This window comes from Sphingomonas sp. Leaf22, assembly GCF_001421715.1.
Classification (GTDB): Bacteria; Pseudomonadota; Alphaproteobacteria; order Sphingomonadales; family Sphingomonadaceae; genus Sphingomonas.
Map to the genome: position 1 here is coordinate 62588 of NZ_LMKP01000045.1, position 26030 is coordinate 88617.

General features: G+C 67.2%; 20 protein-coding genes. 15 read left to right on the top strand and 5 right to left on the bottom strand.

The window, feature by feature from the left end; translation table 11 throughout:
- The first annotated feature begins 55 nt into the window (after positions 1 to 55).
- The 4 genes from ASE70_RS18620 to ASE70_RS18635 all read left to right on the top strand — a co-directional run bounded on the left by ASE70_RS18620 (position 56) and on the right by ASE70_RS18635 (position 6163).
- Positions 56 to 1009 carry a GGDEF domain-containing protein gene (locus tag ASE70_RS18620; RefSeq protein WP_162236014.1) on the top strand — a complete coding sequence of 318 codons (954 nt, stop codon included), beginning with the start codon at positions 56 to 58 and terminating at the stop codon, positions 1007 to 1009.
- Between the two features lie 720 nt (positions 1010 to 1729).
- On the top strand, positions 1730 to 3619 hold the full coding sequence (locus tag ASE70_RS18625) for an Ig-like domain-containing protein (protein ID WP_156356341.1): 1890 nt from the start codon (positions 1730 to 1732) through the stop codon (positions 3617 to 3619).
- Positions 3620 to 3761: 142 nt separating this feature from the next.
- Positions 3762 to 5063: a serine hydrolase domain-containing protein gene (locus ASE70_RS18630; protein WP_200925686.1), complete on the top strand. Its 1302-nt coding sequence runs from the start codon at positions 3762 to 3764 to the stop codon at positions 5061 to 5063.
- 107 nt (positions 5064 to 5170) lie between these two features.
- Positions 5171 to 6163: a 3-keto-disaccharide hydrolase gene (locus ASE70_RS18635; RefSeq protein WP_056508095.1), complete on the top strand. Its 993-nt coding sequence runs from the start codon at positions 5171 to 5173 to the stop codon at positions 6161 to 6163.
- 5 nt (positions 6164 to 6168) lie between these two features.
- Here the strand turns inward: ASE70_RS18635 and ASE70_RS18640 are convergent, their stop codons facing one another.
- On the bottom strand, positions 6169 to 7266 hold the full coding sequence (locus ASE70_RS18640; RefSeq protein WP_162236015.1) for a DUF3616 domain-containing protein: 1098 nt from the start codon (positions 7264 to 7266) through the stop codon (positions 6169 to 6171).
- Positions 7267 to 7813: 547 nt separating this feature from the next.
- Between ASE70_RS18640 and ASE70_RS18645 the strand changes: the two genes are divergently transcribed.
- The 10 genes from ASE70_RS18645 to ASE70_RS18690 all read left to right on the top strand — a co-directional run bounded on the left by ASE70_RS18645 (position 7814) and on the right by ASE70_RS18690 (position 17576).
- The gene (locus ASE70_RS18645; RefSeq protein WP_056507991.1) at positions 7814 to 8470 is read left to right on the top strand and encodes a YjbE family putative metal transport protein; all 657 of its coding nucleotides are present in this window, start codon (positions 7814 to 7816) and stop codon (positions 8468 to 8470) included.
- Positions 8471 to 8674: 204 nt separating this feature from the next.
- Positions 8675 to 9682 carry a glycosyltransferase gene (locus ASE70_RS19415; protein WP_082438870.1) on the top strand — a complete coding sequence of 336 codons (1008 nt, stop codon included), beginning with the start codon at positions 8675 to 8677 and terminating at the stop codon, positions 9680 to 9682.
- Positions 9679 to 10653, top strand: a complete 975-nt coding sequence (locus ASE70_RS18655; protein ID WP_056507993.1) for a hypothetical protein — start codon at positions 9679 to 9681, stop codon at positions 10651 to 10653. The genes ASE70_RS19415 and ASE70_RS18655 overlap by 4 nt, the downstream gene beginning before the upstream one ends.
- Positions 10650 to 11288 (top strand): PIG-L deacetylase family protein, encoded by a 639-nt coding sequence (locus tag ASE70_RS18660; protein WP_235520066.1) that lies wholly within the window; start codon positions 10650 to 10652, stop codon positions 11286 to 11288. Before ASE70_RS18655 ends, ASE70_RS18660 begins: the two co-directional genes overlap by 4 nt.
- Positions 11285 to 11860, top strand: a complete 576-nt coding sequence (locus ASE70_RS18665; protein ID WP_056507996.1) for a class I SAM-dependent methyltransferase — start codon at positions 11285 to 11287, stop codon at positions 11858 to 11860. The genes ASE70_RS18660 and ASE70_RS18665 overlap by 4 nt, the downstream gene beginning before the upstream one ends.
- 110 nt (positions 11861 to 11970) lie before the next feature.
- Positions 11971 to 13053, top strand: a complete 1083-nt coding sequence (locus ASE70_RS18670; protein ID WP_082451144.1) for a CAP domain-containing protein — start codon at positions 11971 to 11973, stop codon at positions 13051 to 13053.
- Positions 13054 to 13113: 60 nt separating this feature from the next.
- Positions 13114 to 14232, top strand: a complete 1119-nt coding sequence (locus ASE70_RS18675; RefSeq protein WP_056508000.1) for a DNA alkylation repair protein — start codon at positions 13114 to 13116, stop codon at positions 14230 to 14232.
- Positions 14233 to 14406: 174 nt separating this feature from the next.
- A complete protein-coding gene (locus tag ASE70_RS18680) occupies positions 14407 to 15414 on the top strand; it encodes a class 1 fructose-bisphosphatase (protein ID WP_056397692.1) in 1008 nt (335 codons plus the stop codon).
- Between the two features lie 159 nt (positions 15415 to 15573).
- Positions 15574 to 15849: a hypothetical protein gene (locus ASE70_RS18685; RefSeq protein ID WP_056508002.1), complete on the top strand. Its 276-nt coding sequence runs from the start codon at positions 15574 to 15576 to the stop codon at positions 15847 to 15849.
- Between the two features lie 62 nt (positions 15850 to 15911).
- Positions 15912 to 17576 carry a carboxylesterase/lipase family protein gene (locus ASE70_RS18690; RefSeq protein ID WP_056508004.1) on the top strand — a complete coding sequence of 555 codons (1665 nt, stop codon included), beginning with the start codon at positions 15912 to 15914 and terminating at the stop codon, positions 17574 to 17576.
- 94 nt (positions 17577 to 17670) lie between these two features.
- Here ASE70_RS18690 and ASE70_RS18695 read toward each other — a convergent pair whose 3' ends face one another.
- Positions 17671 to 18078: a response regulator gene (locus tag ASE70_RS18695; protein WP_056508006.1), complete on the bottom strand. Its 408-nt coding sequence runs from the start codon at positions 18076 to 18078 to the stop codon at positions 17671 to 17673.
- Positions 18079 to 18225: 147 nt separating this feature from the next.
- Between ASE70_RS18695 and ASE70_RS19420 the strand changes: the two genes are divergently transcribed.
- The gene (locus tag ASE70_RS19420) at positions 18226 to 21069 is read left to right on the top strand and encodes an MHYT domain-containing protein (RefSeq protein WP_082451145.1); all 2844 of its coding nucleotides are present in this window, start codon (positions 18226 to 18228) and stop codon (positions 21067 to 21069) included.
- A gap of 97 nt (positions 21070 to 21166) precedes the next feature.
- On the opposite strand, the gene ASE70_RS18705 is transcribed toward ASE70_RS19420, so the two are convergent.
- The 3 genes from ASE70_RS18705 to dmeF form a co-directional block, all read right to left on the bottom strand.
- Positions 21167 to 22306, bottom strand: a complete 1140-nt coding sequence (locus ASE70_RS18705; RefSeq protein WP_056508008.1) for a Ca2+-dependent phosphoinositide-specific phospholipase C — start codon at positions 22304 to 22306, stop codon at positions 21167 to 21169.
- The gene (locus ASE70_RS18710) at positions 22306 to 24942 is read right to left on the bottom strand and encodes a TonB-dependent receptor (RefSeq protein ID WP_056508010.1); all 2637 of its coding nucleotides are present in this window, start codon (positions 24940 to 24942) and stop codon (positions 22306 to 22308) included. Before ASE70_RS18710 ends, ASE70_RS18705 begins: the two co-directional genes overlap by 1 nt.
- 145 nt (positions 24943 to 25087) lie before the next feature.
- Complete coding sequence (dmeF, locus tag ASE70_RS18715) at positions 25088 to 26029, bottom strand: CDF family Co(II)/Ni(II) efflux transporter DmeF (protein WP_056397686.1); 942 nt, start codon at positions 26027 to 26029, stop codon at positions 25088 to 25090.
- Position 26030 lies beyond the last annotated feature (1 nt).

Sequence of the window (26030 nt, forward strand, 5' to 3'; positions counted from 1 at the left end):
CGTTAACGACATTGCGCTATGGTTGACGCCAAGCGGATCAGAGTGGCGAATGGGCATGGCAGACAGTATCGGCGTACGGGCGCTGCGGTTTCTCGATGCGCAACGGCTGGATCATAGCCCCGAACATTATGCGTTCGCGCATCGATATCTGACCGGTGCCGATCGCGAATTTTCCGATGCGGTCGATCGCGAGATCGAGGGCGGGGTGCGGCTGCGCGAGGAAGCGGTCCGTTCGCTGATGCCCGACATCGCGTCGCCGTTCAGCGACGGGACGTTCGACCGGCTGACGATCCAGCTGCTCGAATTGCTGACCAAGGTGTCGGCGACGACCGGTGGGCTGAACCAGGACCTGACCCGTACCGCCGCCGAACTGGTATCCGCCGAACCGCAACACATCCACCGCCTGGTCGTGTTCATGATCGACCGCACCGCCGAGGCGGAGACCTCGCTGTCGGCGGCGCTGCAACAGGCGCAGGTGCTGCGCGACACGCTGAACGGCGTGCGCGAGGAGATGGGGCGAGATCCACTGACCGGGTTGCCGGGGTGGGAAGCGATGGTCGAGCGGCTCGACGCGTGTTTCGCCACGATCGGCCATTGTTCGGTGGCGGTGGTCGATATCGACCAGCTCGACGAGTTCGTCGCGACGCATGGGCCGGCGATGGGCGACCGGGTGCTGAAGGCGGCGGCGATGACGCTGAAGGACGCATGCGCGCCGTATCAGGTCGGGCGGTGGGGCGACACGTCGTTCCTGACCGTCATCGACGAACCCGATCTGGCGACCGGGATCGCCCGGCTGGAAAGTGCCTGCGCCGAAATGGCGTCGCGCCACCTGCGGGTACGCGAGACCGACGAGCCGCTGGGACAGGTCACGCTGTCGGCCGGCGTGGCGACCAGTCGCGGACGGCTGCCGCGCGACCTGACCAAGGCGGCGGTCCGCCTGTCGCGCAAGGCCCGCAAACAGGGCGGCAATCGCGTTTTGGCCGAAGCGCGGCTGATCGAAATCGGCTGACGCGCTTCGAAACGGGCGTGTTGCGCCCGCGAAGCGTTGGCCGGATGGGCGAAGGCGTCCCGCGGGACAGGTTGGCGATCGGACGACGACCTCCAAGTACAGTATAGTAACGGCCGTGTCCGTTACTTGAGACGGTCCAAAGGACAGGCGCAGCGTCGACGGCGTCCGGATCCGGACGTCGACACAGCGTCGCGGTCCGTTTCATGCGCCGTCCGCGCAGTGCCGATGCGCCAAAACGGCTCTGGTGCGCCGCAACAGCAATCGTCCTAAGTATCCGATCTATTGAGATATTATAACGTGTTGCGAATCATGGTAAACGGACCGGCGTTATGTCCGACAATGGTTGCCGGCAACCCGGCAAGATGTGGCCGGCGGACCATTTCGACGTACGATGAAGCGGTAGAATTCGTCGATGAATGGCATCGCTCGATTTTGGTTCCGACAACCGTTCCAATTTGGCGCGATTCTTGAACGTCTCATCGCCTGACTGTCGACGGTGAAGGGAGCATCGCATAGCCGCCAGAATAACGGCAACGGGCAACGGTGTCGTGCCGATCTCGTTACGAATAACGGGGCCGGCGGTGCGAACGTGTATCGTTGTAACAAGTATTTCCAAAAGTCGGATTATGGATCGGCGGAAAGCGGCCGGGTTGTCTTCGGGCAACGGGCGGTCGTGTGTTTGGCAACAATCTGGATCGAGCATCTCGAGCGGGGATATTGATGACTATTTCGAGCGCGGTTTCTAATGGTGAAGTGTTCTTGCAGGGTACCTATCTCGGGATAGGGATCAACGAATGGGGCGGGCTTGGCACGACCAAGAATGCACCGAAGGGGTTCGCCTCGGATGCCGACAGCGGGTATCTGCGCACCGGCATGGTCGCCGACCTCGACGGCTTCGGCAAGGGCCAGGAAACGACCCTCGACGACGCGCTGCTGCAAGGCCGCGCGATCGAGGGGTTCAACATCGGCTACAACCTCGGCTCGACCAAGGTCGTGCAGAGCAACCAGCTGCTGACCGGCTATTATCAGGTCAAGGGTTCGCTCAACGAGGCATCGTCCAAGGGTAACGGCGTCGCGAACTGGGCCGGTGAGACCAAGGACAATCTGGGCGTCGCGCAGACGATCACCCTTGCCGACGATGCGAAGTATATCCGCATCGACGTGGTCCTGACCAACAATTCGTCGTCGACGATGAGCGACGTCCGGTACATGCGGACCGCCGATCCCGATCAGTCGGGCAAATATGCCACGACCAACAAGATCGAACAGCAGGACAGCAAGGGCGCGCTGGTAACGGCGCTGCTGCAGAAGGACACGCCGTTCTTCCTGTATTCGCAGGATTCGCGCGCCGATGCGTCGTTCTACGGCTTCGTGAACCTCGATCCCTATGCCGCGAGCGCGACGTCGCAGGCGGAGGGCTATACGAAGACCGTCGACCAGACGCTGAACCTGACCTTCAGCCTCGGCACGCTGCGGGCCGGCCAGTCGACCAAGATCACCATGTACATGGGCGTCACCGACAATCTGTCGGCGACCATCTCGCAGATCAATTCCGGGACGGTCACGTCGCCGCCACCGCCGCCGCCCCCGGTCGAAAACCTCGCCCCGATCGCGGTCGCCGACGCCTTTTCGGGCAAGGAAGACGGTCGCCTGTCGGGCAACGTCCTGTCGAACGACCGCGATCCGGAAGGCAAGTCGCTGAGCGCGAGCCTGGTCGACGGGCCCAGCAACGGTACCATCCAGTTTTCGGCCGACGGCAGCTTCGTCTATGTGCCCAAGACCGGCTGGAACGGCAGCGACAGCTTCGTCTATGCGGCGTCGGACGGCGTCAACAAGACGAGCGCGGTGGTCAAGCTGACCGTCGATGCGGCACCGGTCATCATCGATCCGGTCACCGACCCGACGCTCGACCTGATTCAGAACTATAACATCATCAACGGCAGCCACACCGATAACCAGGTGCTGCGCGGCACGGCCGGTTCGGATGCGTTCTACTTCGAAGCCGCCGCGTCGAGCGGGAACGATCGCGTCGTGAACTTCGGGTCGGACGACCTGCTGGTGTTCGACAAGAAGCTGTACGACGGCAATAACGACAACCTGATCCGCCTGACGAACAACCGGGTTACGATCGATGCCAGCGGCGACACGGTGCAGGTCGACGGCGTGTCCGTGCTGCGTCTGCTGGGCAGCGACGACGAAGGCCACTTTTTCTATCGTGACGACAGCATCCGTCCGCGCGGCGCGAAGGAAGGCACGTTCGCCAACAACGTATTCAACGGCGATGCCGCCAATGAATCGCGGAACATGTTCTTCTTCGACACCCGGCTCGGGATCGATCTGGGCGATGATACGATCAACCGCTTCGGCAAGGACGATCTGATCATCACCACGACCAAGCTGTTCGACGGCAACAACGACGGCATCATCATGGGCAGCAAGGGCAATCTCTCGCTGCCCGACGGCACCGGCACGGTTTCGCTGACCGACATCGACGGCAATGCGCTGACCACCGTCGAGTTCGACGGATCCGTCACCAACGACGGCATCACCTATTATGTCTACTCGCTGGTCGGGTCGAACGCCGGCCTTGGTGGCCTCGTCCTGATCTGATCCGCAGTCCTGCTGCCGAAACGGACGTCGATGCGCTGGCGACAGCGGGTCGGCGTCCGTTTTCGTTTGCCCGCCGGTGCAAACGCACTGGCCGCTGCCGCGTGCGTTCCGCTATTGGGGGTGGAAACGTTCGGGAGGGGATATGTCGATGACGTTCTGGGGCCGGTTGCTCGCGTCCGCCACACTGCTTGCCGCGCTACCGGCGCTCCCCGCCGCCGAGGCGAAGCCGAAACCGCGGCCTGCCGCGCATGTCCGGCCGGCACCCGGCCTATCCGCCGAACGGCTCGCGCGGCTGTCATCGCTGTTGAAGGCCTATGTCGATCAGGGGCGCATCGCCGGTGCGGTCGTGCAGATCCAGCAGGATGGCCGCACCGTCTATGCCGATGCGGTGGGCTGGCGCGATAAGGAAGCGCGCGACCCGATGCGGCAGGATGCGATCTTCCGCATCGCGTCGCAGACCAAGGCGCTGACCAGCGTCGCCATCCTGATGCTGATGGAGGACGGCAAGCTGTTGCTGTCCGATCCGGTCGGCAAATACCTGCCCGCATGGGGCAAGACGACCGTCGCGGTGGCCAACGACAAGGGTGGCTACGACGTCGTGCCGGCGAAGCGCGCGATCACCATCCGCGACCTGCTGACCCACACCGCCGGTATCTCCTATGGTGGGGGAGCGGGCGAAAAGGCGTGGCGCGACGCCGGCATCTACGGATGGTATTTCGCCGATCGCAACGAACCGGTCGCGGACGTCGTGGCGCGCATGGCGGCGCTGCCGATGGCCGAGCAGCCGGGCACCAAATTCGTCTATGGCTACAGCACCGACATATTGGGCGTGCTGGTCGAGAAGATCAGCGGGCAGCCGCTCGACGCGTTCCTGCAGGCGCGGATCATCGGACCGCTGGGAATGCGCGATACGTCGTTCTACCTGCCGCCGGCCAAGGCGGGACGGCTCGCCGCCGTCTATGCCGCCGATCCGGCCGGCGTGCGGCGCAACCCCGATCCGGGGATGTGGGACGGCGGCGGCCATGTCGGGCAGGGCCATTATCTGCGCGGCCCGCGCGTCGCGCTGTCGGGCGGGGCGGGGCTGTTGTCGACCGCGGCGGATTACAGCCGCTTCCTCGAAATGCTCCGGCGTGGCGGGGAACTGGGCGGGCGGCGCTATCTCGGGCGCAAGACGGTCGAGCTGATGATCAGCGACCAGCTGGTCGACATTCCCTATGAACCGGGCAAGGGGTTCGGCCTGGGGTTCAACCTGCGCACCGATCTGGGCAAGGCGGGGGAGCCGGGATCGGTCGGCGAGTTTGGCTGGGGCGGTGCCTATCACAGCAGCTATTGGGTCGATCCGGTCGAGCGGCTGACCGTCGTGTACATGACACAGCTGCTCCCCGCCGGGAGCATCGACGACCATGGCAAGCTGCGCGCGTTGATCTATCAGGCGCTCGAATAGGACATGCGCTGGAGATAGCGAACGATTTCATACCCTTGCCAAGCATCGTCCGCCGCCTATGGTAGCGGTAACGAAATAAGGTGAGCGGGGGGATGATCGTGGGTCGCATGGCAGGGCTGGTTGCTGGGATACGGGTATCGGGCGTGCCGGCGGGGTGGCAGGTGCGCGGCGGGCGGATCGTCCTTGCCGTGGCGCTGTCGCTGGCCGGTCCGGCGGTGGCGCAGAATAGTAAGGAAGCCGCGCGCGCCATCGCCGGCGAACCGGCGACGACGCCGCAACGGCTGACGCTGGTCGACCTGCCGAAGCCGGCGGGCAGGAAGGTCGCATTGTTCGACGGGCGGACGCTGAAGGACTGGCAGCCATGGCTTGGCTATGCCGATCCGGCGTTGACCTATCGCAACCCGCCCGACAAGCCGGTCGGGACGAGCCGCGATACCAGCGGCGATTTCGCGGTGCGGACGGTCGATGGCACCCCGGCGATCTGGGTCCGGGGCGAGACATGGGGCAGTCTGGTCCACCGCGCCGACCTGCGCGACTATCACCTGCGCCTGCGCTTCAAATGGGGCGCGAAGACCTATGCCCCGCGCGAGACGCAGCCGCGCAACAACGGCCTGCTCTATCATACGCACGGGACGCCCGGTGAAGTGTTCGGCACCTGGCAGCCATCGGCGGAGTTCGAGATCATGACCGGGTCGACCGGGATGATCGTCGCGGTCGGTCCGAAGCTGCGCGGGCATACCGATGTCGGCTTCGACCCGTCGCTGATCGCGCCGCACCTTCGCTATCGCGCAGGCGGGCGCACGATCGATATCGTCAACGGCACCCCGACCTGGAATGTCGAGGCGGCGACCGATGCCGAACGGCCGGTCGGCGAATGGAACACGATCGACCTGTACGTCGTCGGCGACCGCGCGGTGCATGTCGTCAACGGCGTGCCCGTCGCCGAAGTCCGCGACCTCGCCACCATCGCCGCCGATGGCCGCCGGCAACCGCTCACCCATGGCCGCATCCAGCTCCAGTCGGAGGGGGCGGAGACCTGGTTTCGCGAGATCACCGTCGAACCGATCCGGACACTGCCGCGCATCGTGGTGGGTAGGTAAGCGGATCAACCAGCCCGGTCGGGCAGGCGAAAGCGGTCGCAGCGGACGCTGTGCGTCGTCGGGTCGATCCGCGCGGCGGCGGGGCTGTCGCAGATGACCAGCAGGTCGCGTCGCCCCTCGGGCAGGTCGATGAGGACCAGCCCCTCCGGGTGATCGTCGCCGCGCCCGAACGGCAGGTCGATGATCCGGTCGGGCCGATGCCGCCGCACGATCTGGTCATGCCGGGGCGGATCGCCCAGCCAGTCCGTCCACCGATACACCGCGCACGGCCCGTCCAGCCCGGTGGTCGGGCCGGCGAGGATCAGCAGGTCGGCCCCGTCGCGCTTCAGGTCGCGAATGCCGAGGCCGTCGAGTTCCAGCAGGCGGATGTGCATCGGGCCGAGGATCTTGAGGCGACCGGTCCGGGTCGGCACGACCTCCACCTCCAGCAGCACGGCATAGGTCTGGATCACCGGACCGCGCATGCCGATGGCGATGCGGTTGCCGGCGACCGCGATCCCCTCCAGATCGACGCCGCCCTCTTTGGCGGCGATGCGGGTGAAGGGGCGCAGCAGCGCGCTTTCCTGCATCAGCCGCGACAGCCGGTTGCCATATTTGGTCTGACGCAGCATCCCCGCGCGGCGATCGCCGTCGCGCCGCACCGGCAGCACCGCGCTGTCCAGTTCGGGGTCGGCGGCCAGCGGCAGGCGCGCAAGCAGGCAGCGCGGCCGGGTATTCTTCAGCGTGGCGAACTGGGTCAGGTCGATCCGGTCGTCGCCCTGCTTGCCGATCTTCGGCCGGGTCCGGGCATGCGATCCCAGCACCCATAGCCAGCCATGCTCCTCGGCCAGCCCCTCGATATCGGCCTCGCCCGACGCGTCGAGGTCGAGGATCGCGTCGAGCGGGAAGCGGCGATGCTGCCCCCAGCCACCCTCGCCATCGCCGATCAGCCGTTCGAGCCGGACGCCCTCGTCGCTGCCGAGGAACATCGTCTGCCCATGCCGCGCCGCTGCCGACAGGTCGAGCGCGGGATCGTCGGCGTCGCCGCGTTCGGCATTCAGGATCAGGCGTTCTGTGCCCGATAGCGGGGTGGTCGCGGGCCATGGCGTGGACGGATCGGACATCGGCAAACCCTCGAAAGCCATGCTATGGTCGTGCCGGACGGAAGGTGGGCGAGCCCCCGGCCCGACCGGACGATATGGCCGAAGGGTACGGCCGTCGGCCGCGATTGCAATTCCCGCTTTCATCGGACCGCGGTGAAAATGCCGAACGGAGCCAGACCGCGCCTTTATCCTGGCGTAAGCGAGACCCTTGCGAACGTCGTACGCTGAGCCAGAAACTCGCCGTACCCCCGCGAAGGCGGGTGTCCAGAGGCAAGCAGAACAACGGCTTGCGCCTGGAACTCTGGACCCCCGCCTGCGCGGGGGTGCGCTGTTGGGCATTTTTGCAGTTGGGCATTTTCGCAGACATTTCGTCCGAGCGCGTCCCGCCGTTCCTGCGGCATCGCTTCCGGCACTCCCCCTTCGCATGCCATACCGGGTGCATATCCGGTCTTGCGGTGATCGGCCGGGTTGACCATCAGCGGTGCACGCCGATCCTTTCAGGGCGTCTGCATGGGGCCTGCCGTTTGACGGTATGATCCTGCTCGCCTTTCCTGCATGAGTTGAACCGATGACCGAACTTTGGAACCATATCGTCGCGGACTTCGCCAATATCGGCAGTCCGTCCGCGCTTGCCGCCTTTACGCAGGTCGTGCTGATCGACGTGATGCTGGCCGCCGACAATGCGATCGTCGTCGGCGCGCTGGCCGCCGGCCTGCCCGCCGACATGCGGCGCAAGGTGATCCTGATCGGCGTCGGTGCGGCGCTGGTCCTGCGCGTCGCCTTTGCACTGGTCGTGACGCAGTTGTTGCAGCTCACCGGCCTCGTCTTTGCCGGCGGGCTGCTGCTGGTGTGGGTAGCGTGGAAGATGTGGCGCGAACTGCGCGATCATGACGATACGCCGGGCGAGCACGGCGCGATCAAGGCCGCTGCCCCGCGCAGCTTCGCCAGTGCCGCATGGGCGGTGGCGGTCGCCGATGTCAGCATGAGCCTCGACAATGTGCTGGCGGTCGCCGGCGCGGCGCGCGAGCATCCCGGCATCCTCGCCGTCGGCCTGATCCTGTCGGTCGCGCTGATGGGGCTTGCCGCCAACGGGCTGGCGCGGGTGATCGAACGCTATCGCTGGGTCGCCTATATCGGCCTTGCCGTCATCGTCTATGTCGCCTGCCGCATGATCTACGAAGGGCTGGTCGATCCGTCGCGCGGTATTCTGGCACTGTTCGGTTGAGCCGGACGGCGGCGGGTGCCACCCGTCGCCGATCGGTCGATAGCGGAACCGAACCGACCGCGCTCCGTTCGTTACCCTAGCGATATCAATCGTCTGGAGGGCATTCCCTCCATCGCATCGGATCACCGGCGGGGACAGCGACATGGTAGCACAGGACGAGACGGGACCGGCGACACAGCGCGGCGGAGGGGGCCGTTGACCGTCGTGTCCGTCGCGATCTGCATCCCGGCGCGTGACGAGGCGGAGCGGTTGCCGCGCCTGTTCGCGGCACTCGACCGGTTGATCGTCCCGCCCGAAACCGCGCTGACGCTATGCCTCTTGCTCGACGGCTGCACCGACGCCAGCGAGGGTCCGATCGCCGCCTATCGTGCGACCGGTCGCCATCCGCTGATCGTCGGGATCGTCGATCGCGCCGCTGCCAATGCCGGCCGCGCACGCGACCGGGCGATGCGACTGGGGCTGGCGAGCGTGGGGCAGGGGGATGCGATCCTGCTGACCACCGATGCTGACAGCCTGCCCGCCCCCGATTGGGTAACGGCAATGACGGCGGCGCTGGAGCAGGCAGACCTCGTCGTCGGCGATGTGGTCCGCAGCGGCCGGGGCGGCAATCCGGATCAGGACCGGATCGAACGTCATTATGCCAACCTCTACGCGCTGCGCCGCCGGATCGATCCGGTCGCGTGGGAGGCACCCGCCGTCCATCATCATGCCAGCGGGGCCAATATGGGCCTGCGCGCCACCACCTATGTCGCGCTCGGCGGGTTCGTGGCCCTGGCGCGGGGGGAAGATGCGCGACTGGTCGACGACGCGGCGCGCGCCGGGCTGCGCGTGCGGCGCGATGCGGCGAGTATCGTCCATACCTCCGACCGGCGGGTCGGGCGGGTGCGCGGCGGACTGGCGACGACATTGTGCGATCTCGATCGCGATGGTCTGGGGTCGGTCAGCGTCGCGCATCCCGCCGACCAGCTATGGCAATATCGCCTGCACGCCGCCGCCCGCCGGGCCTTTGCGGGAGGCGATTTCGTCGCGTTGAGCGCGCAGGTCGGGCTGGATCGCGACCATCTGCTCGGCGTCGCCCGCGACTGCCCGAATGCGGAGGCGTTCGCGATGCGCGTCGTGCCGGTGCCGCCGGGCGGCATGCGCCACATTCCGTTCGTCGCCGCCGAAGCCGCGCTCGCGGCGCTGACCGCTACCCCGGCGGCAGCGGCGTGAGCGACCTGCGCGACCGGATCGCCGGACTGACCACCGAACTGGGCGACCCGGCCGATCCCGCCGATGCGCCGGCGCTGCTCACCCTGTTGCGGCTCCTCTACCGCGTCGGGCGCGCGGACCTGCCGCTCGGGCGATTGTTCGAGGGCCATGTCGATGCCGCGCAGATCGTGTCGCGCTATGGCAGTGCGGCGCAGCGTACCCGGCTGGCCGCGATCCTGCGCGACGGCGGGGCGCTGGGTGTCTGGAATGCCGATCTGCCGGGCGACGGGCTGCGGCTCGACGGCGACCGGATCGATGGCGGCAAGAGTTTCGCGTCGGGCGCGGGGGTTCTCAGCCATGCGCTGGTCAGCGTCGATGCGCCGGGCGGGCGGCAATTGCTGCTCCTCGACCTCGCCCGCGTTCCGCCCGCCATCGACCGCAGCTTCTGGCGCGTGGTCGGCATGCAGCGTTCGGAGACGCATATCGTGCGCTGGGCCGGATTGCCGATCGCGCCCGACGACCGCATCGGCGCGCCCGGCGATTATGTCCGCGAACCATGGTTCAGCGGCGGTGCGCTGCGCTTTGTGGCAGTGCAGGCGGGCGGTGTCGCCGGCATTGTCGATGGCGTCCGCGATCATCTGGTGACGACCGGCCGCGCCGCCGATCCGCATCAGGCGGGCCGGCTCGCCCGGCTGTACGCGCTGGGCGAGGCGGCGGCCGGGGCGGTGCGAACGGCGGCGGCGGCGTGGTTCGCCGACGATGCCGCGCGCCTGCCCGCCGTGTCCGCCGCGCGCGCCGCCGTCTATGCGGCCGGGGGGGAAGCGATCGCGGTCGCGCAGGAGGCGGTCGGCGTCGCCGCGCTGTTCCACGACCATCCGCTGTCCGCGCGGATCACCGACCTTGCCATGTATCTGCGGCAGCCGGGCCCCGATGCGCAGCGGATGCTGGTCGGTGCGGCGGTGGCCGCCGGTACGCTGACGGTGGCGCTGTGATCCGGCCGGGCGGGCTGCTGATGGTTGCGCCGCATCCCGATGACGAGACGATCGGCGGCCATGCCATGATCGCGCGGATGCGCCGGCGCGGCGTGCCGGTCCGCGTGCTGATCGTCAGCGACGGTGCCGGATCGCATCGCGGCAGCACGGCATGGCCACGCCAGCGACTGGTGCGTGAACGACGACGCGAGACGCGGATGGCGCTGCACCGTATCGGCGTGACTGCCCGCGTCATCACGTTCCTCGACCTGCCCGATGGCGATGTCGCCGCGCATGGTGGCGCGATCTCCCGGGGCGTGGCGCGGGCCCTCGCCACTCTGCCGCGACCGGTGCTGGCGCTGGCCCCGTCGCCGCGCGACCACCATCCCGACCACCGCGCCGTCGCCGCCGCTGCGCGACCGGCGCACGGCGTCCGCTGGCTCGCCTATCCGGTATGGCCGACCGGGCAGCGCCTGCCCGCCGCCCGCGCGATGCCGCTGACCGCGCAGGAGCGCCTCGCCAAGCGGCACGCCATCCGCCGCTATCGTACCCAGACGGGGCGGATCACCGACGATCCGACCGGCTTCGCCCTTTCCGCCGCACAGATCGCCGCGTTCAGCCGTCCGGGCGAAGTCTTTGCGGCGATACGGCGATGAGGGCGATCACCCTTGACGGGTTCGAGCGGACCTTCGCCGCCGATCCCGACCCATGGCAGACCTTTCGCAACCGCGACGAGGCGGTGAAGCGACAGGCGATCCTGCACGCGATCGGGCCGGGGCCGTTGGGGCGCATCCTCGAACTGGCGGCGGGTAACGGGTCGAACAGCGTCGCCGTCGCGCCGCGTGCGCTGCGTCTCGATGCGACGGAGGCGACGGCGGCGGGGACGACGCTGGTGGCGAAGGCGCTGGCCGGGACGGCGCGCGCCCGTGCGATCCGGCTCGCGGTGCCGGCGCGACTGCCGCGCGCGACCTATGACGGCGTGGTCGTCGCCGAGCTGCTCTATTATCTTTCCCCCCGCGCGATGCGGCGTACCGCGTGCGATGTCGCCGGCGTGCTGCGGCCGGGCGGGACGCTGGTCCTCGCGCATCACCGGATCGACTTTCACGACTTTGCGCAGCATGCCGCCCCGCTACACCGGCAGTTCCTGCACGCGACCGGTTGCGACTGGCGGGTACGCCCGGTGCACCGCAACCGCCGCTGGGCGGTGCTCGCCTGTATCCGGGCCTGACCGCACCCGTCGTGGACGCTTTGCCGATGCGCGCGGCGTTTACCGAAGTGCAACCGGGTCCGACGTACCCAGGGGGGAATCGTGCCGTTATCGCCGCAGCAGGACTTTGAATGATGCGTTCCATTTCTCCTGCGGACTCCGGCTTCGGTCGCCGGCAACGCCTAAGCCGGGTCGCGCCGCTGCTGCTGCTGGCGCTCGTTCCGGGCTGTGGCGGGGGTAGCACGTCCGGCAGTGGAACGATCGTCGCGCCCGCCGTCACCCCCGCTCCGACACCTACGCCGACCCCGACGCCATCCCCTGTCGCGACCGTGCGCGAACCGGCCACCGGCGCGGATTTCGCGACCTCGGTCGAACAACTCTATACCGCCACCCCCAACATCGCCGCCTGCCAGACGGGGCAGTTGAAACCGGCGGTGGGGGTGCGGGTGCTGGCGGTGGTGAATGATATTCGGGCTCGTCACGGCCTGCCTTCCGTCACCTATTCGACTGCCGAGGAAGCGGCGTCGATGCAGTCGGCGTTGATGATGGCTGCCAATGGCCAGCTCAGCCATACGCCGCCGGTCGACTGGAAATGCTATACCGGCGCGGGCGCGACCGCCGCGGGACAGAGCAACATCTATCTCGGCTATGGCTCCGGCCTGCGCTATTCGCAGGATGCCGACATCATGATCGGGTTCCTGACCGACGTCGACAACCTGATCGCCAACAATATCGGGCATCGCCGCTGGCTGCTCTATCCGTTCCTGTCGAGCATCGCCTATGGTCGCGTCGCCGGGAACGAAGCCATTCGCGGGCGCGCCGACGGGGCGTCGATCAAGGTCATCAACACGACCCAGAACACCGCCGGTTCCTTGCCCGATTTCGTGGCCTATCCGTATCAGGATTACCCCACCCGTTATTTCGCCAACGGCGCGCTGCTGTCGTTCACCGTCATCGCCGACAAGAGCCGCAATTTCGGCGCGAACGCGCAGGTTCGTTTCGCCAACGCGGCGATCGTGATCAAGGCACGCGACGGCGCGGCGCTGACCGTGGGCAATATCGCCTATGACAATGACGGATACGGGTTGTCGAACAACCTGCAATGGAGCGTGGCGGGTCTGGCGGCGAACACGACCTATGACGTGACGATCAGCAATGTCGTGGTGGCGGGCACGCCGCGAACCTACAGCTATTATTTCCGCCTGACGCCCTGACCCTTGCGGTGTCCGCGGGCGCGGGGGTGCGGCACGGCGGATACCGCTGGTGGAGCCGCCATGTCCCGGACAACGCCCCCTTTGCTCAAGGACCTGCTCGGCCCCGGCGCGATCGCGACGATCGCCGATGCCGGCGTCGCAGCGTCACCGCGCTTCGATCGCGAGGCGTTCGTCGCCGCCGCCATGGCCGGGCTCGACGCGCTGTCGGTCATGGAGCGGGTGCGCCATATTGCCGATGCGCTGCATCCCGCCCTGCCGGCCGAATATGCGGCGGCGCTCGACATATTGCGCGCGATGGCACCGCGCCTGACCCATGGGTTTCAGGCGATGGCGATCACCGAATATGTGCCGCGATATGGTCTGGCCGATGCCGACCGGTCGCTGGCGGCGCTGGCCGACCTGACCCGCTTCGGCAGTGCCGAATTCGCGATCCGGCCGTTCCTGGCACAGGATGTCGACGGCACGCTGCGCACGATGCGTCGCTGGGCGGGGCACGACGACGCGCATGTCCGTCGTCTGGCCAGCGAGGGGAGCCGGCCGCGCCTGCCATGGGGCACGCGCATCGCCGCGTTCCGGCAGGACCCGACGCTGGCCGCGCCGATCCTCGATGCGCTGCGGGCCGATCCCAGCGCCTATGTCCGCAAATCGGTCGCGAACCACCTGAACGACATCGGCAAGGATCGGCCCGACTGGCTGGTCGCGCTCGTGTCGCGCTGGCCGGGCGACGATCCGCATACGGCATGGATCATTCGCCACGCGCTGCGCACGCTGGTGAAACAAGGCGATCCGGCCGCGCTCGAACGGATCGGTGCCAGCCACGACGCCAAAGTCGCCGTCGATCGGTTCGCGATCGAACCCGCGACGATCCGCCTTGGCGAACCGATCACCATCGACGTGCGACTGCAATCGACCGCGTCGATCGATCAGCGCGTCGTGGTCGACTACCGGGTCCACTATGCCCGGCCACGCGGCAAGGTCGCGTCCAAGGTCTTCAAGCTGAAGACGTTCGATTTGTCGGCGAACGCGGTGGCGACGCTGACGACGCGACAGATGATCCGCGATTTCAGCACGCGGCGGCATTATCCGGGACGCCATATGGTCGAGTTGCTCGTCAACGGTCGGACATGCGCCACCGCGTGGTTCGATCTGGTCGACCAGGGCGGAACGGTTGGTCGGTAGCCAAACGCCATATTGCGGGCCGATGGTCCCTTTCGGACTGGGCGACGGTCCCGGCAAACAGGGCCGCCACCTTTCTTTCCGACCTGTCGCGCTTGCGCAACGGATGCCTGCCATGGTTGGAATGCGGCAGGCACGACGAAAGGAAGCTGAATGACGAACCCCGAACCGCCGGCGATGCAGCCGGCCATCACCTTGTCACGGTTTCTGATCGAACAGCAGCGCCGCGATGCGGAAAGCTGCCCGGCCGAGCTGCGCCTGCTGATCGAAACGGTCGCGCGCGCGTGCAAGACGATCGGCCATGCGATTTCCAAGGGTGCCCTGGGCGATGTGCTCGGCGCGCTGAGCAGCGAGAATGTGCAGGGCGAGGTCCAGAAGAAGCTGGACGTGATCGCCAACGAACTGCTGCTCGACGCCAATGAATGGGGCGGCCATCTGGCGGGCATGGCGTCCGAAGAGATGGAGACGATCCACCGCATCCCCAACCGCTATCCCAAGGGCGAATATCTCCTGCTGTTCGATCCGATCGACGGGTCGAGCAACGTCGATGTCGACCTGTCGGTCGGAACGATCTTTTCGGTGCTGCGCGCGCCCGAGGATTGCGCCGGCCGCGACGTGACCGAGGCCGATTTCCTGCAGGCCGGGCGCGAGCAGGTGGCGGCGGGCTATGCGATCTATGGGCCGCAGACGTTGCTGGTGCTGACCGTCGGCGACGGCGTGTTCGAATTCACGCTGGACCGCGAAGTCGGTTCGTGGCGGCTGACCGACGGGCGGATGCGTATTCCGGCGGGCACCCGCGAATTCGCGATCAACATGGCGCGCCGCCGCCAATGGTCGCCGGACATCGCCCGCTATATCGAGGATCGCATTCAGGGGTCCGAGGGGCCGGGCGGCGTCGATTACAACATGCGCTGGACCGCATCGATGGTCGCGGACATCCACCGTATCCTCAAGCGTGGCGGCGTGTTCCTCTACCCTTCCGACCATCGCGACCCGGGCAAGGCACGGCTGCGGTTGCTGTACGAGGCGAACCCGATGGCGATGCTAATCGAACAGGCCGGCGGGAAGGCGACCGATGGCTATCGGTCGATCCTCGATATCGAGCCGGAGGGGCTGCACCAGCGGGTCGGGGTCGTCATCGGCGATGCGTATGAAGTGGATGTCGCCAGCGGCACCGGCGGTTAGATACTCATACGGACGATTGTCGGAACGATTCCGGGAAGATAGGGGTCGGTCGATCGCAATATACCGCTTCCCTTCTCGTGCCTGTGCGTCGATACCGTTGGGCAAGGGGGGCGGACGCCGCGGGTAGCGGACCGACCCCCCGGCGAAATGGGGGCGGGGATGTTGGCACCGATCGGGCTCGTGGCGATCGTGGCGTTGCTTGCCGCGATGCTGTCCGGGCGCATAGCGCCGCTGGTCGCGACGGTCACGGGCATGCCTATCGTTGCGGTCCCGTGCTTCAAGGTAAGGACCGGTGCCGCCCTGGGCCCGATCAGCGCAGCCTTGGGTTCGGCGCGGCGTTGCGCGCTCGGTAGCGGCGTCACCCGCTCGCTGACGCTCGACGCCGTTGGCACGGTGCCGGGCGGTTCGATGCCGGCGCTGGAAGCACCGGCGTGATGCGCGCCCGCCACCCCGCCGCTCGTTTCGCGAACATCCCCTCGTCTACGGAGTCCTGCTCGATGAACCGCATCGTCAACGCGCTGATCGTCGCCACTGCCCTGACCGCCATCCCCGCCGCCGCGCAGCCCGCCGGTCCGACCGTTCGCACCGTCGACGGTGCCGTGCGCGGTCAGGCCACCGATGGCGTCGAAAGCTGGAAGGGTATTCCCTTCGCCGCCCCGCCGGTCGGCCCGTTGCGCTGGCGCGCGCCGCAACCGGCGGCGAAATGGACCGGGCTGCGCGATGCGACCCGATATAGCTCGGACTGCATGCAGAAGCCGTTCCCGAGCGACGCGGCCCCGCTCGGCACCACCCCGGCCGAGGATTGCCTCTACGCCAATGTCTGGCGGCCGGCGGGGGCGAAGGGCAAGCTGCCGGTGCTGGTCTGGATCTATGGCGGGGGCTTCGTGAACGGCGGGGCGTCGCCACCCACCTATGCCGGTGCGAACATGGCGAAGAAGGGCATGGTGTTCGTCAGCTTCAACTATCGTGTCGGGCGCTTCGGCACCTTCGCATTGCCGCAACTGACCGCGCAGAATGCCGATGGCGGGCGGCTGGGCAATTACGGGATCATGGATCAGGTCGCGGCGCTGCAATGGGTGAAGCGCAACATCGCGGCATTCGGCGGCGACCCGGCGAACGTGACCATCTCGGGTGAAAGCGCCGGCGGCATCTCGGTCCATGCGCTCGTGACCTCACCCGAGGCGAAGGGACTGTTCAACAACGCGGTGGTGATGTCGGGCGGCGATGCGAAGGCGTTCAGCCCCAACACGCTGGCGGATGTCGAGAAGATCGGCGGCAATTTTGCAAAGACCAAGGGGATCGATCCCGCCGCGCCCGACGCACTGCAACGGTTGCGCGCGCTGTCGGCCGAGGACGTGCTCGACGGTCTTAACATGGCGCAGATGTCCGGCCGGGCCGGCGCTCCGCCGACCAATTCCGGGCCGTTCGTGGACGGCAAGGTCGTGGTCGACCTGCGCAAGGCCTATGAACAGGGCAATTTCGCGCGGGTGCCGATGATGATCGGGGCGACCAGCGCCGATATCGGCGGCAAGAGCGGTTTCATGATCGCGGGCGGGCGCGAGGCATCGGCGATGATCGCCGACAAGGGCGTGCCCGTCTGGGAGTATCGTTTTTCCTATGTCGCGGATTCGGTCGGGCAGGGCGGGGCGCAGCACGCGACCGATATCCCCTATTTCTTCGACAACACCCGGATCAAATATGGTGCGCAGACGACCGCGAAGGACGAAGGGGTGGGTCGGGCGATGAGCGGCTACCTCGGCAATTTCGTCAAGCGGGGCGACCCGAACGGCGGCGGGCTGCCGGGGTGGCCGCGCTATACCCGTGCCAGCGACACGCTCGCCGACTTCGCCGCCGACGGCAAGGTCGTGGTCGCGCGCGACCCGTGGGGTGCGGACATCGACCGCCTGTCACAGGCACTGGCGGCCGCCAAGGCATCGGGGCGCTATACCACGCTGACGACGCCGATCGGCGAGTTGCTCGACAATCCCGCGACCCGCGCGGTGCTGGAACGGCATGTGCCGGCGTTCCTGAAGAACCCGCAGCTCGACATGGCGCGGGGCACGACGCTGTACGGGCTGCAGACCTATCTGCCCGACCAGTTCACCGACCCGTTGCTGGCGACGATCGACCGCGATCTCGCGACCGTGCCGGTCAAGAAGTAGGGGGACGAACGGCGCGAGGGTGTGGTCGCCGGCGTAGGGGTGCCGGCGGCCAGCGCGAAAGACTGCCGCCGCCTTGCCGGTGATCCTGACCCGCCTACACCGCCTTTTTCAGCGGCTCGGGCTTCTTGTCGTCCGGCAAGATCTTGTTGAGATGTTCATGCACCATGCGCTGGTTGAACGGCTTGGTGATGAACGTCGCCCGCTCCGGCATGTCGCCTTCGGCGGGGGAGACATGACCGGACGCGATGACGATCTCGATCTGCGGCCACCGCACCGCGACCTGTCGCGCGAGCGCGAAACCGTTTATCGATCCCGGCATGTCGACGTCGGAAAACAGGAGCACCGCACTTTCCCAATGTTTCTCAAGCAGGACGACCGCTTCATCGCCGTCGAAGCTTTCATGAACACGGAACCCGGCATCCTCAAGGATATAGGTCGTCTCCATCATGATGATCGGGTCGTCCTCGACGACGATGGCATAGGGAACGGTGGACAGGGTCATGACGGTTCAACCGCCATGGACCATCGGAGTTTCCATCGCCGACGTCGTTTCCGGGCACGGCGGTCGTCGGGCGCTTGGCCGCGGGTCTGAACCGGCCGTTCGCCGCCGAGGTTGCGAAGTGCCGGGACGTGTGAAATCGTTATCGCCATGGTCCTTCACGGCGTTCATGATTCATATCTCGTCATCCTGTCGACGATCGTCGCGATCATCGCCGCCTTCACCGCGCTCACCCTCGCCGGACGGGTTCGCGAGTCGCGGGATCGTGCCCGGCGCGTGTGGCTGGCCAGCGCGGCGACGGCGCTGGGCGGCGGCATCTGGTCGATGCACTTCGTCGCGATGCTCGCCTTCAGCATGCCGGGCATGGTCGTGCGCTACGACCTTGTGCCGACCCTCGTCTCGCTGGCGCTCGCGATCGGCTTTACGGGCGGCGGCCTTGCGCTGATCGACTGGTCGGCACCGACGACGCGCCGGACGCTGGTCGCGGGCGTCCTGATCGGTGCGGGTGTCGCGACGATGCACTATGTCGGCATGGCGGCGATGCGGATGCCGGCCATCGTCCGCTACGATCCGTTATGGGTGGCGATCTCGGTCATTGTCGCGATCGGTGCCGCCACCGGCGCGGTCCGGCTCGCGACGCGGGACCAGCAGGTCGGTCGCCGCGCCATCGCCGCCGTGGTGATGGGCATGGCAATCGCCGGCATGCACTATTCGGGCATGTATGCCGCGACGTTCACGCAGGCGCACGCGCCCGATGTCGCCGCAGGCGGCGTGACGGGTCTGCATCCGGCGTTTCTGGCCACGGCGATCAGCCTCGTCACGCTGATCGTGCTGTTGCTGGCGCTGGCGGCGGTGCAACTGGAGCGCGTGCTGCGGGGCATGGCGCGTCGGGAAACGCGCGTCCGCTTCTTCAGCGATCTCAACGATCGGCTGTTCGTCGCCGGCCGCGCGACGGAGGCGATGACCATCGCCACGACCGCGCTCGGGACCGTGCTCGGCGCTTCGCGTTGCGCCTATGCCGATGTGCATGCCGATGGCGACCGCTTCTGGATCCGCAGCGATTATACGGCCCCCGAGCATGACAGTTCGGCCGGCGAATACAGTCTCGATCGCTTCGGGCCGGATGCGGCGGCGGCGCTCCGGTCCGGATCGCCGATCGTCCTGCGCGACATCGCTGTGGACACCGGTCCGGGCGACGGGCGCGAAATGTTTCACGCGATCGGCATCAACGCGATCATCTGCTGTCCGCTCATCAAGGACGGTCGGCTCGCCGCGATGATGGCGGTCCATCAGGATCGCGCGCGGCGGTGGACCGTCGAGGAGATCGAGCTGGTCAAGGAGGTGGCCGATCGCTGCTGGGTGCATGTCGAGCGGATCGGGGCGGAGGCAAGGCTTCGGACGAGCGAGGAGCGGCTTCGGCTGGCCGTCGACAACGCCGATGTCGGCTTCTGGGACGTCGATCTGGTCGCGGACGAGCTGATCTGGCCACCGCGTACGAAGGCGATGTTCGGCATCGCCCCCGATACGCCGGTCACCCTCAAGGACTTTTACGACGGCCTGCACCCCGACGACCGCGACGTCACGTCGCAGGCGTTCGCCGCCGCGACCGATCCCGCGCGACGGGCGTATTACGACGTCGAATATCGGAGCATCGGCCGGGAAGACGGCGTCATCCGGTGGGTGTCGGCCAAGGGGCGCGGTATCTTCGACGATCAGGGCAACTGCATCCGGGTGGCCGGCACCGCGCTGGAGATCACCGCGCGCAGGGAGGCGCAGGACGCGCTGCGCGAGCTCAACGCAACGCTGGAGGCGCGGGTCGACGCGGCGATCCGCGCGCGCGAGGAGGCGCAGGCGGCGCTGCGTCAAAGCCAGAAGATGGAGGCGATGGGCCAGTTGACCGGCGGCGTCGCGCACGACTTCAACAACCTGCTCACCCCCATCCTCGGCAGCCTCGACATGCTGCAGCGCAAGGGGCTGGGCAACGAGCGTGAGCGGCGGCTGATCGACGGCGCGGTGCAATCGGCGGAACGTGCGCGGACGCTGGTGCAACGGCTGCTGGCGTTCGCGCGGCGGCAGCCGCTGCAACCCGTGCCGGTCGATGTCGCGGCGCTGATCGAGGGCATGGGGGACCTGGTGGCGAGCACGACCGGGCCGCAGATCCGGGTGATCGTCGATGCCCCGGCCGATCTGCCGCCGGCCAAGGCGGACCCGAACCAGCTCGAAATGGCGATCCTTAACCTTGCGGTGAATGCGCGCGACGCCATGCCGGACGGTGGCACGCTGCGCATTTCGGCAAGCCGCGAATCGATCCGGACGGCGCATCGCGCCAACCTGCGGACCGGCCATTATCTGCGCCTGTCGGTCGCCGATACGGGGCTGGGGATGGACAGCGAAACGCAGGCACGGGCGATCGAACCGTTCTTTTCCACCAAGGGGGTGGGCAAGGGGACCGGGCTGGGCCTGTCCATGGTCCATGGCCTTGCCTCGCAGCTGGGCGGGGCGCTCACCATCCAGAGCAGCCCGGGTCGGGGCACCAATGTCGAACTGTGGCTACCGCAGAGCGCGACGGCGGCCGAAGCCGGTCGGGTGCCGGACGCCATCGCACCGACGACCGCATCGGGGGTGGTGCTAGTGGTCGACGATGAGCGGCTGGTGCGGATGAGCACCGCCGAGATGCTGTCCGACCTCGGCTATGCCGTTATCGAAGCCGAGTCTGGCGAAGCCGCGATGCGGTTCGTCGAGGAAGGCCGGCCCTTCGACCTCGTCGTCACCGACCATTTGATGCCCGGCATCAGCGGGACCGATCTGATCCGGCGGATCCGGACGCTGCGGCCGGGAACGCCGACGCTTCTCGTATCGGGCTATGCCGATATCGAGGGGCTCGACCCGGCCTTGCCGCGATTGAGCAAGCCGTTCCGCAAGGACGAACTGGCGGCCGGTCTTCGCGAGGCACAGTCGGTTCGCATGACGGCCGAGGTGCCTGCCGGCGTCTGATTTCGGCGCAGCCTTAGTGGGGACGAGCCGATCGGCAGCAGATCACTTCGGGGCGGAAATACGACCTTCCCGCCCCCAAGCGTGATCGGTTATGGGATCACGGGTGTCCTGCCGTGTGGACGGGTTCACGCTTCGCAGCCACCCCGCCTTGCGACAGCGAGCAGGGCGCTGCCCGCAACACCGGATTGCACCGCTCCATGACGCCACCGGGGAGTGTCACCTTGAAGTCGACTCCCGACCGCAGGGGCGCACCGGGATAATAGTCGGTGCTGACCGCCTGCGCCCCGCTCGCCGCCGCTGCCTCGGCGCGGGTGTGGCTGCCGGTACGGGCGTCGGTGGTCGGCAGGTCGCTGCGTGTCCGCACGATCACGCCCTGCCGTACCCAGTCGCGGATTCTGGCCCCGTCGACCAGCGGGTCCTGCACGATCTGCACCACCCCTTCGGCGGTGGCGGTGTCATACCATCCGAAGATCGGACGCCCCCGCAGCGAGGGGTGGCCGGCGCGATAGAGCTCGCCGACCTCCGGCCGCACGTCTAGGACGAAATACAGGCGACCGCGCGTGCGATCCAGCGTCGGCCAGCCCTGTGTGCGGACGTTGTCGCGCAAGGTCGGTGCAGTCCCGCGCACCTCGTCCGGCGTGACGATCCGGCCGGGTGCCAGCGTCGTGCGGATCTCGTCGTCCAGCGCGTCCAGCAGCGGCGCGGTGAGCGGGAGCGGATCGGTGATCCCGGCGCGTCCCGACGGCCGGTCGGCGGCGTTGATCGTAATCATGATCGGCAGATGGTGCGGGTGCGCGCGCGACCAGTCGTCGATTTCCTTCAGGCACCGGCGAAAAGTGACGCAGCCCGACAGATAGTCGACGTCGGGAATGTGGAACACCTTGAACCCCGGTCGCCGCATCGCCGCACGATCGAACCCGGTCGCTTCGCCCGCCGCCCTTGCCAGCCGTTCGCCGGCGGGGTCGGCATAGCGCCCGCCCGCCGGGTCGGCGAAGATATCGAGTTCGAGCTGGCGCACGCCCCGATCAAGCTGCGCGGTCAGCGACAGATGGTCATAATCCAGCGCATCGGCCTCCGCCGGCGATCGCGTCCGGATCGCCGCCATCACCGCATCGGGGATGCGGCGCTTGAAGCTGTTGTGCGAGCCAACGACCTGTACGTCGTTCATCCGCAGCGGCGGGCGCGGGGCCGCCGCCGTGCAGGCGACGGCGGCAGCCAGCAGGGCGGCGATGCGCATCAGAACGCGGTCCGCACGCCGAACAGGATCGTCCGGCCGTAATAGTTGATCTCGCCGAACCGGGCCTTGCTGTCGTTATAGGTATATTGCCGCGCGCCGGCGAGGTTGATCCCTTCAAGGCTGACCGTCACCTGGTCGTTCGCGCGCAGCGACAGATTGCCGTCGAGCGAACCGAACGCATCGACATAGGTCGGTGCCTGCGTCGTGCTGCCGGTGCCCGAGAGATATTTGTCGCGCCAGACATAGGACAGGCGCGCCGATACCGGACCGTTGTCGTAGAAGCCGACGAGATTGAAGCTGTTCTTCGACAGGCCGAGCAGCTGGTCGCGGATCGTCCGCGATCCCGCGGTATATTCCGCCTGTACCGAGGTGTGGGTGTACGACCCCTGCATCCCGAGACCATTGAGCGGCGCGGGCAGGAAGCTGAACACCTGCGTATAGGCGACTTCGGCACCATACACCTTGGCGCGGCCGCCATTCACCTGTGTCGCGAGGCGGACGAGGCCGCGGCCGGGAATCGTGATCTCGGTATTCTGTTGGGTGATGTAATCGTCCAGCGTCTTGTAGAATACCGCGCCCGACAACATGCCCGTGCGCGCGAAATACCATTCGAGCGACCCGTCGACCTGTGTGGCGAGGAAGGGAACGAGTTCGGGGTTGCCGCCGCTTGCCGTCGGCGCATCGGTCGACACCGTGATGCGCGGGGCCGTGTCGGTGACGTTCGGCCGGGTCAGCACCCGGCTGGCCGCCAAGCGCGCGACGAGCGTCGGCTGCAGTTCGGCGCGGAGGTTGAAGCTTGGCAGGACGTTATTGAACGTCTTGGGAAAGCTAACCGGCGTGAAGGTCGTACCGCTGGTCAGCGTCCCGCTCGACACCTGATCGGTGTGAACATAGCGCGCGCCGATATTGCCGGTGATGGGCACGCCGCCGACGCGGAAGTCGTAATCGGCGCGGACATAGGCGGCGGCGATCTTTTCGGTGACCACGAACGACGACCGGCGATCGCCGAGCGTCAGGGCGCTATTTTCGACAGCAGGCGTGAAGAACCGTGCGAGATACGCCTCGGTCACCGGCACCAGCCAGTTGCGCGGGGCATTGCCGTCGACGCCTTTCAGGAAATCGTCGTACGGCATCGCCTCATACCCGCCGCCGCCCAGGACGGCGAGCGGGGTGCCGCTGGCGGGATTGACGTTGTAGTCGCGCCGGAAATAGTCCCGCTTGCGCCAGTGATATTCGCCGCCGGCCGCCAGTTTCGACAGGAAGCCATCGAAATCGCGCGCCACGTCGCCGCGGACATAGCTGTCCCAGTCCTTGCTGTTCTTGGGCGCGATATTGAACGGGTAGAGGGCGTAGCTGGCCGGATTGGTGACATCGACGGTGGTCGTAAAGGTCGGCATGACCTTGTACCCGCCGCGCGCATCATAGGTGAGCGGCCCGTTGAAGAAGGCGCGACTGCGCACCGTGCCCCGGCGATAATCGGGATGATAGCTGTGCGCGCTCGACCAGTTGCCGTTCAGCGACAGGTGCCAGCGGTCGGGATTCCACACCTGCTTCAACCCGATGGTCAGCAGGTCGTGGCGGTTCAGGCTGTATTCGCGCGACGCCATGAACCGGGCGCGGTTGATCGTCGCGGCGACCAGCGTGTCGCCTTCGATCACTGCCGACCCCGGCACGACCGACGTCCCCGAATCGTCCGGATAGATATCGAGGCCGAATTCGTCATAGGCGACGTCGAGCTGCGTCGCGAGGATGTCGAGCGTCGTTTCCAGTTCGGGCGACGGCCGCCACTGCGCCGAGACGATGCCCGACACGCGCTTGCGGTCCTCGGTCTCGACGGTCGGGCGGGTGCGCGTCGGCGAATACAGCCCGGCGGCAAGGCCACCCGCGCCGGCCGCCGTGTAGCGGTTCAGCAGCCATCCGAAATTCATGAAGCGATCGTTGCGGACCGTCTTGCCCCAATATTGCACGCCGGCCAGCACGCCGAAGGTGCCGTCGTCGTTCTTGGCACTGGTCAGCGCGGTCATGTTCGGGCGGACGTCATGGGTCTGCGACGTGTAGGTGCCGCGCAGGTTGATCGTCGTGGTGTTGCCGGTGTCGAGCGGATGGAAGGTCTTGACGTCGATATTGCCGCCCAGCGCCCCTTCGACCATGTCGGCGGTCGGCGTCTTGATGACGTCGATGCTGGCGGTGAATTCGGCGGGCAGCATTTCGAACCGGAACTGCCGTCCCTGCGCGCCGCCATTTTCGATCAGGTCGTTGAGCGCGACGCTGCGCCCGTTGAGCTGCGTGTTCTGGAACTGCGGTCCCAGACCGCGGACGCTGACGTACAGCCCCTCGCCACGCGGGCGGGTGATGGCGACGCCGGGGATCAGCTGCAATGCTTCGGCGACGTTCTGCGTCGGGAATTTGCCGATGTCGGTCGAATTGATCGAATCGACGCCGAACGCGGCGCGGCGCTTGGTCTCGATCGCCGCCGACAGGCTGCGCGCATAGCTGCCGTTGACGACGATTTCGGCATCCGCCTCCGGATCGGTCCCGGCCGTGCTCTCGGCGGTCTGCGCATGGGCGGCGAACGGCGTGGCGACGACGAAGGCAAGCGCGGTCGTGGCGCGAAGCAGGCGCAGAAACGGTAACATGCAATTCCCCTTTGGACGGCGGATATCGCGTACCGTCCTGTTCGGGGCCGCTAACCGCTGTCCATTTCACCTTGGTGACGGAGCCGCGTCAGATTATTTGCAGGCTGAAATGAAGGGCGCGAGCGACGGTGGCCGGCACCGCCCTTCAGACGGACGTTACCTCGACGGTCAGATGCTCGAGTTCGTGCACGGGCTGGAGCCGACGCCGGATCTCGCCGGGGTCGACATTGCCCGTCGCGGCGACGCTGACGATGGCGGAACGTGCGTCGGGTCCGACCCGCCAGACGTGGAGGTCGACGATCCTCGCGTCGCCGATTTCGACGCATTCCCGGACCTCCTGCGCGACATGGTCGTCGGTCCGGTCGAGCAGGACCCCGGCGGTATCGCGCATCAGCGACCACGACCAGCGTGCGATCACGATCCCGCCGACGATCCCCATGACCGGGTCCATCCAGATCCAGCCGAGATAACGTCCCGCGAGCAAGGCCGCGATCGCCAGCACCGACGTCAACGCATCCGCCAGAACATGGACATAGGCCGAGCGCATATTGTTGTCGCCGCCATGGCCATGATGATGGCCGTGGTGATCGTGGCCGTGATGGTGACCGTGATGATGTCCATGATCGTGCCCATGCCCGCCGGACAGCAGAAAGGCGGAAGCGATGTTGACCAGCAGGCCGAGCGCCGCGATCCATGTAGCCTCACCGAACGCGACGTCGATCGGTTGGAACAGGCGCAGGATCGATTCGACGCCGATCCCCAGCGCGACCAGCCCGAGGACCATGGCGGAGGCGAAACCGGCAAGGTCGCCGACCTTGCCGGTTCCGAAACTATAGGCGCTGCTGTGCGCGTGACGCTTCGCATAGGCATAGGCGGCGGCCGCGATGCCGAGCGCGCCGGCATGGGTCGCCATGTGGAACCCATCGGCCAGCAGCGCCATCGATCCCGTGAGATAGCCCGCGGCAATCTCGCCGATCATCATCGCGGCGGTCAGCAGGACGACCCACACCGTCCGGCGCGCGTTCGCATCGTGCGCCGCGCCGAGGAAGACATGGTCGTGCCGGAGGTGTTCGGTATCGGGCAGCATC

Excerpts from the sequence above, each read along its gene's own strand:
- ASE70_RS18620 (WP_162236014.1), top strand. The coding sequence starts at position 56 with ATGGCAGACAGTATCGGCGTACGGGCGCTGCGGTTTCTCGATGCGCAA.
- ASE70_RS18625 (WP_156356341.1), top strand. The coding sequence starts at position 1,730 with ATGACTATTTCGAGCGCGGTTTCTAATGGTGAAGTGTTCTTGCAGGGT.
- ASE70_RS18630 (WP_200925686.1), top strand. The coding sequence starts at position 3,762 with ATGTCGATGACGTTCTGGGGCCGGTTGCTCGCGTCCGCCACACTGCTT.
- ASE70_RS18635 (WP_056508095.1), top strand. The coding sequence starts at position 5,171 with ATGGCAGGGCTGGTTGCTGGGATACGGGTATCGGGCGTGCCGGCGGGG.
- ASE70_RS18640 (WP_162236015.1), bottom strand. The coding sequence starts at position 7,266 with ATGTCCGATCCGTCCACGCCATGGCCCGCGACCACCCCGCTATCGGGC.
- ASE70_RS18645 (WP_056507991.1), top strand. The coding sequence starts at position 7,814 with ATGACCGAACTTTGGAACCATATCGTCGCGGACTTCGCCAATATCGGC.
- ASE70_RS18665 (WP_056507996.1), top strand. The coding sequence starts at position 11,285 with ATGAGGGCGATCACCCTTGACGGGTTCGAGCGGACCTTCGCCGCCGAT.
- ASE70_RS18670 (WP_082451144.1), top strand. The coding sequence starts at position 11,971 with ATGATGCGTTCCATTTCTCCTGCGGACTCCGGCTTCGGTCGCCGGCAA.
- ASE70_RS18675 (WP_056508000.1), top strand. The coding sequence starts at position 13,114 with ATGTCCCGGACAACGCCCCCTTTGCTCAAGGACCTGCTCGGCCCCGGC.
- ASE70_RS18680 (WP_056397692.1), top strand. The coding sequence starts at position 14,407 with ATGCAGCCGGCCATCACCTTGTCACGGTTTCTGATCGAACAGCAGCGC.
- ASE70_RS18685 (WP_056508002.1), top strand. The coding sequence starts at position 15,574 with ATGTTGGCACCGATCGGGCTCGTGGCGATCGTGGCGTTGCTTGCCGCG.
- ASE70_RS18690 (WP_056508004.1), top strand. The coding sequence starts at position 15,912 with ATGAACCGCATCGTCAACGCGCTGATCGTCGCCACTGCCCTGACCGCC.
- ASE70_RS18695 (WP_056508006.1), bottom strand. The coding sequence starts at position 18,078 with ATGACCCTGTCCACCGTTCCCTATGCCATCGTCGTCGAGGACGACCCG.
- ASE70_RS19420 (WP_082451145.1), top strand. The coding sequence starts at position 18,226 with ATGGTCCTTCACGGCGTTCATGATTCATATCTCGTCATCCTGTCGACG.
- ASE70_RS18705 (WP_056508008.1), bottom strand. The coding sequence starts at position 22,306 with ATGCGCATCGCCGCCCTGCTGGCTGCCGCCGTCGCCTGCACGGCGGCG.
- ASE70_RS18710 (WP_056508010.1), bottom strand. The coding sequence starts at position 24,942 with ATGTTACCGTTTCTGCGCCTGCTTCGCGCCACGACCGCGCTTGCCTTC.
- dmeF (WP_056397686.1), bottom strand. The coding sequence starts at position 26,029 with ATGCTGCCCGATACCGAACACCTCCGGCACGACCATGTCTTCCTCGGC.